The sequence below is a fragment of the Peribacillus sp. B65 genome (genome assembly GCF_058513295.1).
This window is the reverse complement of record NZ_CP195840.1, coordinates 5,498,561-5,504,709: the sequence shown is the minus strand read 5'-3', so window position 1 is coordinate 5,504,709 and position 6,149 is coordinate 5,498,561. Positions and strand designations below refer to the sequence as shown.

The following is a 6,149-nucleotide window of genomic DNA, read 5'->3' as shown; positions in this document are numbered from 1 at the left end:
CACTGTGACTGACCCTCGTAATCGTATCGTTCAGTCTTACTTTAAAAGCGTCTGTGCTTTCGCATAATCAGAGATCGTTTTTTTTGAATCGAATACTGTGATCACCAGATATCCGCCATCTGCATGTTCTCATCCATCATGTATAGAACATTAATCATTTCGGTTAGCGTTCTTTATACTGAGATTAGACTAAAATCCAAAACGAACATAAGTTTAATCCTGAGGCTGCGTTAAACTGCACTTTAGTGGATAAGAAAAAAACCGCCGCAGTGACAATCATCTTGTTCCCAAGCACCCGTTAGCCTACATTAAAAATTCAATTTGTTATTTATTCTAGGGTTGGTTAAAGTACTCCTTCTTCAACAAACCTGCCCCGATAGTTGCATAAAGAAAGAGCTGCCTTAAAGACAGCTCTGATCTTCAGCTAAAGCACCGTTAGCTCTATTCTGACTAACCACTTCACCAAATGTTCTTTATTAAGCGAATCATCATTCTTGGTATAAACATTAAGATGTTCCAAGCCACTTCAAAAAAGATTGAATCCCTAAGCTCAATTAGGATTTCTTTAAAAAAGCCGTTTTGCTTTTCTTTTTTTCTTTTTTTCTTTTTCATCTGTCTAACTCCCAATAACTCAATATTAATTTAAATTATAATCCAATTTTCTTGTTGCAATAAATAGTTTGACACTCCTTTACTTCATATATTAATCCATCAGCAAGGTCTCAATCTTTGTTTAACTATTCTGCCCCGTTAGTTCCATAAGAAAAAGAGCTGCCAAAACAACTCCCTTATTGAAGTAAGGCACCTATTAGGATATTATTGCCTGTCATCGAGCTCTTCCATATCACTCTTTATTTTTTGGTTCTTACTAAAATGAATAGCTATATATAAAAGTAAACCAAAACACCCACCAATTAGTACCTTAAAACCTGAACCAACAGCTGCCCATTCCAAGGCGTAGAAAATTATCACACCGAGAAGAACATATGAAAAAACTGTATTAATCAATATCATTCATCCTTCTTCCTTAATTGACGTACTATATAAATTCTATTTCAAATGCATTATTCCTTGTTGAACTAACCTGCCCCTATAGTTCCATAAGAAAAAGCTGCCTTAAAGACAGCTCTGATCTTCAGCTAACGCACCCGTTAGTTTAAGTGTTATACTTCACAAATTATTAAAAAATATTTAATTCTAGAAATTCATCAGTTTCCATAAAACCAAACTTCTTATACACTGGTCTACCCATTTTTGAAGCCCCAAGCCATATTTGTGAAATACCTGAAATCTTAACTTCATCAACTAATTTAGTTAACAGCTTTGTTGCGATTCCTTGCCCACGATAATTTTCATTAGTATACATATTTGTGATATAAGCCTTTTTTCCAGTCTTATTGGTGTAACAAGGTGGAAATTCATAAAAAATTACTGCACCACAAGCTATAATTTCTTCATTATCCTCCACTAGCCATTGAATTAAAGTACCATCACTTAGTTTATTTTTAAAGAAAACATATAGTTCTCTATCAATATCTATATTAGGTTCTATCCCCTCATCAACTAATTGCTTTTTTCTTAACTCGACCAATTTATCAATATCATCGATATTTGCTTTACGATATTTCAACTTCTCACAACTCCTTTATAAAATTACAACTGACCAGCCCCATAGCATAATTAATTCTCATCATTTTACCATTGATTCTTATTAAACTAAACAAAAAGGTAAAAGTTCCCTTTACTTATTGATTTTACCATAAAAGACCATTTCCCTTATAGAACTAACCTGCCCCGTTAGTGCCATAAGAAAAAGGCTGCCTCAGCAACCTCCCTTATTGAAGTAAGCACCCGTTAGCCATCCATGAATCGCAAAAATCGGCGATCCACCACAAAGAATGAAAATGGTTGGGAAGTGTCCATACTGATACTGACCTTAATCCAGTCAACCTTAATCCATAGACTAATTAACGCTCTCCTCTTTTTTTAAACGATTGAGCAGGGTCTTCTTAAGTATTGTCATTTTTCATTATTAAAGTAACTTATTTTCATGGTAGTTCAACAACAAAATTTATTATTATCCTATTACTTCTCCCAAAGCTCTATACGTCTTCCCTCTGGATCTTCAATCCAAATAAACTTTCCAAATTCATTAATCGTCTTTTCCATAACAAGGGGAATACCCATTTTTTCTATATGTTTGATACTGTCATCCAAATTTTCAACTTGAAAGTTTAACATCACTTGTTGTTCTGTTGGAAAATAGCGGTCATTTTCAGAAAAGAAGGAAAAGATAGTTTCATTGCCTGATTGTGGTGTAATAATGGTACCATTCCAATTTTCAATTTCAATTTTTAGGACTTTACTGTACCATTTTTTTATATCCTCTAGATTTTTAGTCCTCCAAAAGATTCCTCCAAAACCCTTTATTATCATAAGAATCTCCTTCCTATCCCATTAGTTATTAATTTAAATTCTAGTTTTGAAAGCGAATTCCTCTTTCACTAACCTGCCAGTTAGAACAATTTAAAAAAGGCTGCTTCGGTTATATGTAATTCCATATAAATGTTATTTTATAGGGGTTTTATATAGTATTTAATAAGATGTTGATCATTAAAACAAGTAGAAACAAAAGGGATAGAAATCTATCCCTTTTTATTTATGCTGACCTCAAAATGACCTCATTTACCACAACAACTCAAAGAATGTAATTGTAAAATTTTCAATTTTAAATTTTGGCTCTGTTAAAGTAAATTGTTGATTTTTGAGCAAAAAAAAGACCACAATTTTTGTGGTCTTTGCTTTTCCTTATTCAATTAACGCACCCGTTACTTTGTGACCGTATCGCTAAGATTGAGGGCAGTAAGAATGAGTTTAAACGATTCCAAGCCCCAGTATTAACACTGAATAAGGAAGAGGAGGAGGATATCTTTGATAAGCTTATTCATCTGTTTGACGGGGTTGTTGTGGAGGGTGAAATTCAAGAGGTCAAAGAAGAAGAACCAATTGACCAGCTGAAACGCTGGATCGCAAACACTGGTGAGCTCCGAGTAAATGAGTTAGCAAGATTGATAGGTTTAGGGAATAATAAGGTTCATGCCATGATGGTGGAATTAGTAAATGAAGGGTATTTGAAGAAGGAAGGCAGAAGTTATGCCATTAACGTGAATGATGAAGAATTGGATAAATGGAGGGATAAGGAATGATACCTTTTACGACTGCATTGATAATCCCTGTTGTAACCTTCTACGCAATGATCAAAGGAATCGATTATATGTATAGTGAAATGACTGGAAAAGAAAAACCGATTACGTCCATTAACTTTCGCCAATGGAAGGACGGATGGGGATGAATAAAAAATTAGTAAAATGTAAGTCTGCGTTGATAGAATAATTGAACATAAGCAGAAGGGTTCGAGAATCTTTAAAAGATCTCGAACCCTTCTGTTTTAATATGTGAGTGTCCAGTCTAGTTTACGGGATGCGTGAAAAAAAAACGAGTGAAAATATAATTTCTGGTAATCAAAGTTTAAGAGATTTTTACGAATAAAAAAAGTGAAGAAGGAAAACCCTTTAGAGTGGCTAATATGAGTTAGCAACAAACCTACATTGACATGTCATTGCGCTTGTTTTTATGAGAGATATATTTTTTCGGTATCGCAACATTATACGGCACATTGCTATGTCCGTAGCTACGATGAATCATCATATACAGTAAACCAATACCTACAACTATGACTCCTGAAACGAGCACGATATAGTTATCATACCAAGGTGCATCTGGCGTTCTTGGCCAACACATGTTGATCATTGCGATGATTCCGTAGACATGCGCACCAATATTGACGGGCAGTCCCCACTTGCCCAATTGATACTTACCACTTGGCTTCCATCCTTTTAGTCTAGCTCGAAGTGCAGCAAAGACAACCATTTGGAATCCAAGATAAATGCCAAATGCCGCAAAACTGATTACCTTTGTGAGCGCATCTGTAGACACTTTTGATCCAAGCACAATGAGGGCTGGGACAATTGCGGCAAGAAGCAGCGCATAAGGTGGAATGTGACGAGCAGCCGAAAATTTCTTTAACAATCGGCTTCCTACAATCATGTCATCACGGCCATACGAATAGGCAAGTCTGCTTGCTGCCGCTTGTAAACTCATTACACATGAAAGGAAAGAAATCAACACAATACCCAGTACAATCTTCGCGCCAACAGCACCAAATGCATCGTTTAGTAAGGTATCAACAGGCGTTACGTCCTTACCAGCGATAACTGCTGGGATATCAGCAACTGATAGTACTAAAGCAAGGCAAACAAAAGTTGCTGCAGCACCGCCAATGTAAATGGTCCGACGCATTGCCTTTGGGATAAGAACACCTGGATTCGGTACTTCTTCAGCAACATCACCACAGGCTTCGAACCCATAATATTGAAAAATTCCAATTAATCCAGCTGCTGCAAATGCATACATGTAGCTATGACTACCTTGAGCACCAAAAGAATCAAAGAGCACATCAAGACCGTGCACCCTTTGTGTGATAAGCAACCAAAATCCAACTACAAGCGCACCGATAAGTTCAGCAGCAAAACCAATAACTGCTGCAGCCGCGAGAACCTTTGTGCCAAGAAAATTGATGATAGTCGATAGTGCAAGAAGGACTACTGCACAAAGAATCGCAGAGTCCACCGATACTTCAAAACCCAAAACTTGTGCTAGATAAGGTCCAGCTCCGTACGCGACACTGGCAATCGTCACAAGCAAGGCCATTAAGTAAACCCAGCCAGTCATCCACGCCCACTTGCGCCCCCATAGTCTTCGTGCCCAAGGATAAACTCCTCCTGCAACAGGGTATTGCGCAACAATCTCACTGAAGACAAGTGCGACTAGTAATTGTCCGAGTCCAACGATGAAAAAACTCCAAATCATAGGTGGGCCACCTTGCGCAAGTGCGTATGCAAATAGTGAGTACACACCTACTACAGGTGAAAGATAAGTGAACCCTAGCGAAAAGTTTGCCCACGGACTCATGTCGCGGCGAAATTCAGATTCATATCCAAGCGATGCCAGTTGTGCAGCATCACTATCATAATGTTCTGACGCAGAACCTCCAATATTTTTATTCAGATTTTCTTGCATATTTGAGCCTCCTTAAAATGGTAGATATATTCTTATATGCAATTGTTGTGCCAATATAAAAAATAATATAAATATTCAGTTAATTACACTTTGATAGAGGTAAATTTTACAATTAAATTTCAATTTTGATATTTTGTATTCAACTCTGAAATAATTTTAAGATGGGGGATAGGGATTTTATGCCAAATAACTTCCATCTGTTATTACTTTTTAATCATTAATGCATAATTTATTCATAACTTCATAGGAACGTGGAATTGTTGGGCAGAACCCTAGCTTTTTAGTAAGTAGTTCAGATAACGTGGAGAAAAAGCCAAATAACAAAGTAAATAACATACGAATTGGCAAGTTAAATAGCAGATTAAATAACAATATAATTAGCATAAAAAACACTTGAGTACCCAAGTGTTTTTGGTCATTAATGTGTAATTCTTGTTCAACTAACGCACCCGTTTGTTGAGGAGGAACTTCTAACTTTTAGTACCTTTTTCTAATTCTTCACGTTTTTTTATCTCTTCTGTTTGGTCTAAGATATTAATATTCACTTTTCTTAGCTCGTGAGAATAAAGGTCTCTCCCACCATGATTCAGGGAGTTTTTTTATTACTTTCACAAAAACATCTACTGTATAATTTTCTTCAATCGTAGTAGGATAGTGTACAATATCAACTACTTCGCACAATTTTGAACCTAGCTCAACTTTTTCACCAATTCGCACATATAGATTGTTATAAGAATAACTATTTATATTTTCTTTAATTTCTCCTAATTCACCTTCAATATATTTAACTAACATTTTATAGCCCCCTTCTCTTTTTACTCATCTTATTTTCAGTATTGATTTTCCTCTTCTAAAGCCACTTTCCTTCACACCTTTTTTGAAAATTACTCCATTTATTCTAAAATAAACTTATCTTTCTATTGAATTATTCTGCTCCGTTAGTTCCATAAGAAAAAAAGCTGCGGAAGCAACTCCCCTATTGAAGTAAAGCACCCATTAGTTCGATTCAC

At 35.9% G+C, this 6,149-nt stretch carries 8 protein-coding genes; 2 read left to right on the top strand and 6 right to left on the bottom strand.

Translation table 11 applies throughout. The features are described from left to right. Window positions 1–459: 459 nt before the first annotated feature. The 4 genes from ACSR9O_RS27225 to ACSR9O_RS27210 all read right to left on the bottom strand — a co-directional run bounded on the left by ACSR9O_RS27225 (window position 460) and on the right by ACSR9O_RS27210 (window position 2,433). The gene (locus tag ACSR9O_RS27225; protein ID WP_491725421.1) at window positions 460–612 is read right to left on the bottom strand and encodes a hypothetical protein; all 153 of its coding nucleotides are present in this window, start codon (window positions 610–612) and stop codon (window positions 460–462) included. Window positions 613–816: 204 nt separating this feature from the next. Beyond that, window positions 817–1,008, bottom strand: coding sequence for a hypothetical protein (locus tag ACSR9O_RS27220; protein ID WP_260358066.1), 192 nt, complete (start codon window positions 1,006–1,008; stop codon window positions 817–819). A gap of 172 nt (window positions 1,009–1,180) precedes the next feature. Further along, a complete protein-coding gene (locus ACSR9O_RS27215) occupies window positions 1,181–1,630 on the bottom strand; it encodes a GNAT family N-acetyltransferase (RefSeq protein ID WP_201183769.1) in 450 nt (149 codons plus the stop codon). Window positions 1,631–2,085: 455 nt separating this feature from the next. Further along, window positions 2,086–2,433, bottom strand: a complete 348-nt coding sequence (locus ACSR9O_RS27210) for a VOC family protein (protein WP_260358072.1) — start codon at window positions 2,431–2,433, stop codon at window positions 2,086–2,088. Between the two features lie 356 nt (window positions 2,434–2,789). On the opposite strand from ACSR9O_RS27210, the gene ACSR9O_RS27205 reads away from it, so the two are divergent. Next, a complete protein-coding gene (locus tag ACSR9O_RS27205; protein WP_056519634.1) occupies window positions 2,790–3,206 on the top strand; it encodes a helix-turn-helix domain-containing protein in 417 nt (138 codons plus the stop codon). After that, window positions 3,203–3,352 (top strand): hypothetical protein, encoded by a 150-nt coding sequence (locus ACSR9O_RS27200; protein WP_214795833.1) that lies wholly within the window; start codon window positions 3,203–3,205, stop codon window positions 3,350–3,352. Before ACSR9O_RS27205 ends, ACSR9O_RS27200 begins: the two co-directional genes overlap by 4 nt. A gap of 251 nt (window positions 3,353–3,603) precedes the next feature. On the opposite strand, the gene ACSR9O_RS27195 is transcribed toward ACSR9O_RS27200, so the two are convergent. Both ACSR9O_RS27195 and ACSR9O_RS27190 read right to left on the bottom strand, forming a co-directional pair. Beyond that, a complete protein-coding gene (locus tag ACSR9O_RS27195) occupies window positions 3,604–5,139 on the bottom strand; it encodes an APC family permease (RefSeq protein ID WP_491725420.1) in 1,536 nt (511 codons plus the stop codon). A gap of 534 nt (window positions 5,140–5,673) precedes the next feature. Then, window positions 5,674–5,934 carry a hypothetical protein gene (locus ACSR9O_RS27190; RefSeq protein ID WP_260358059.1) on the bottom strand — a complete coding sequence of 87 codons (261 nt, stop codon included), beginning with the start codon at window positions 5,932–5,934 and terminating at the stop codon, window positions 5,674–5,676. Window positions 5,935–6,149: the final 215 nt, after the last annotated feature.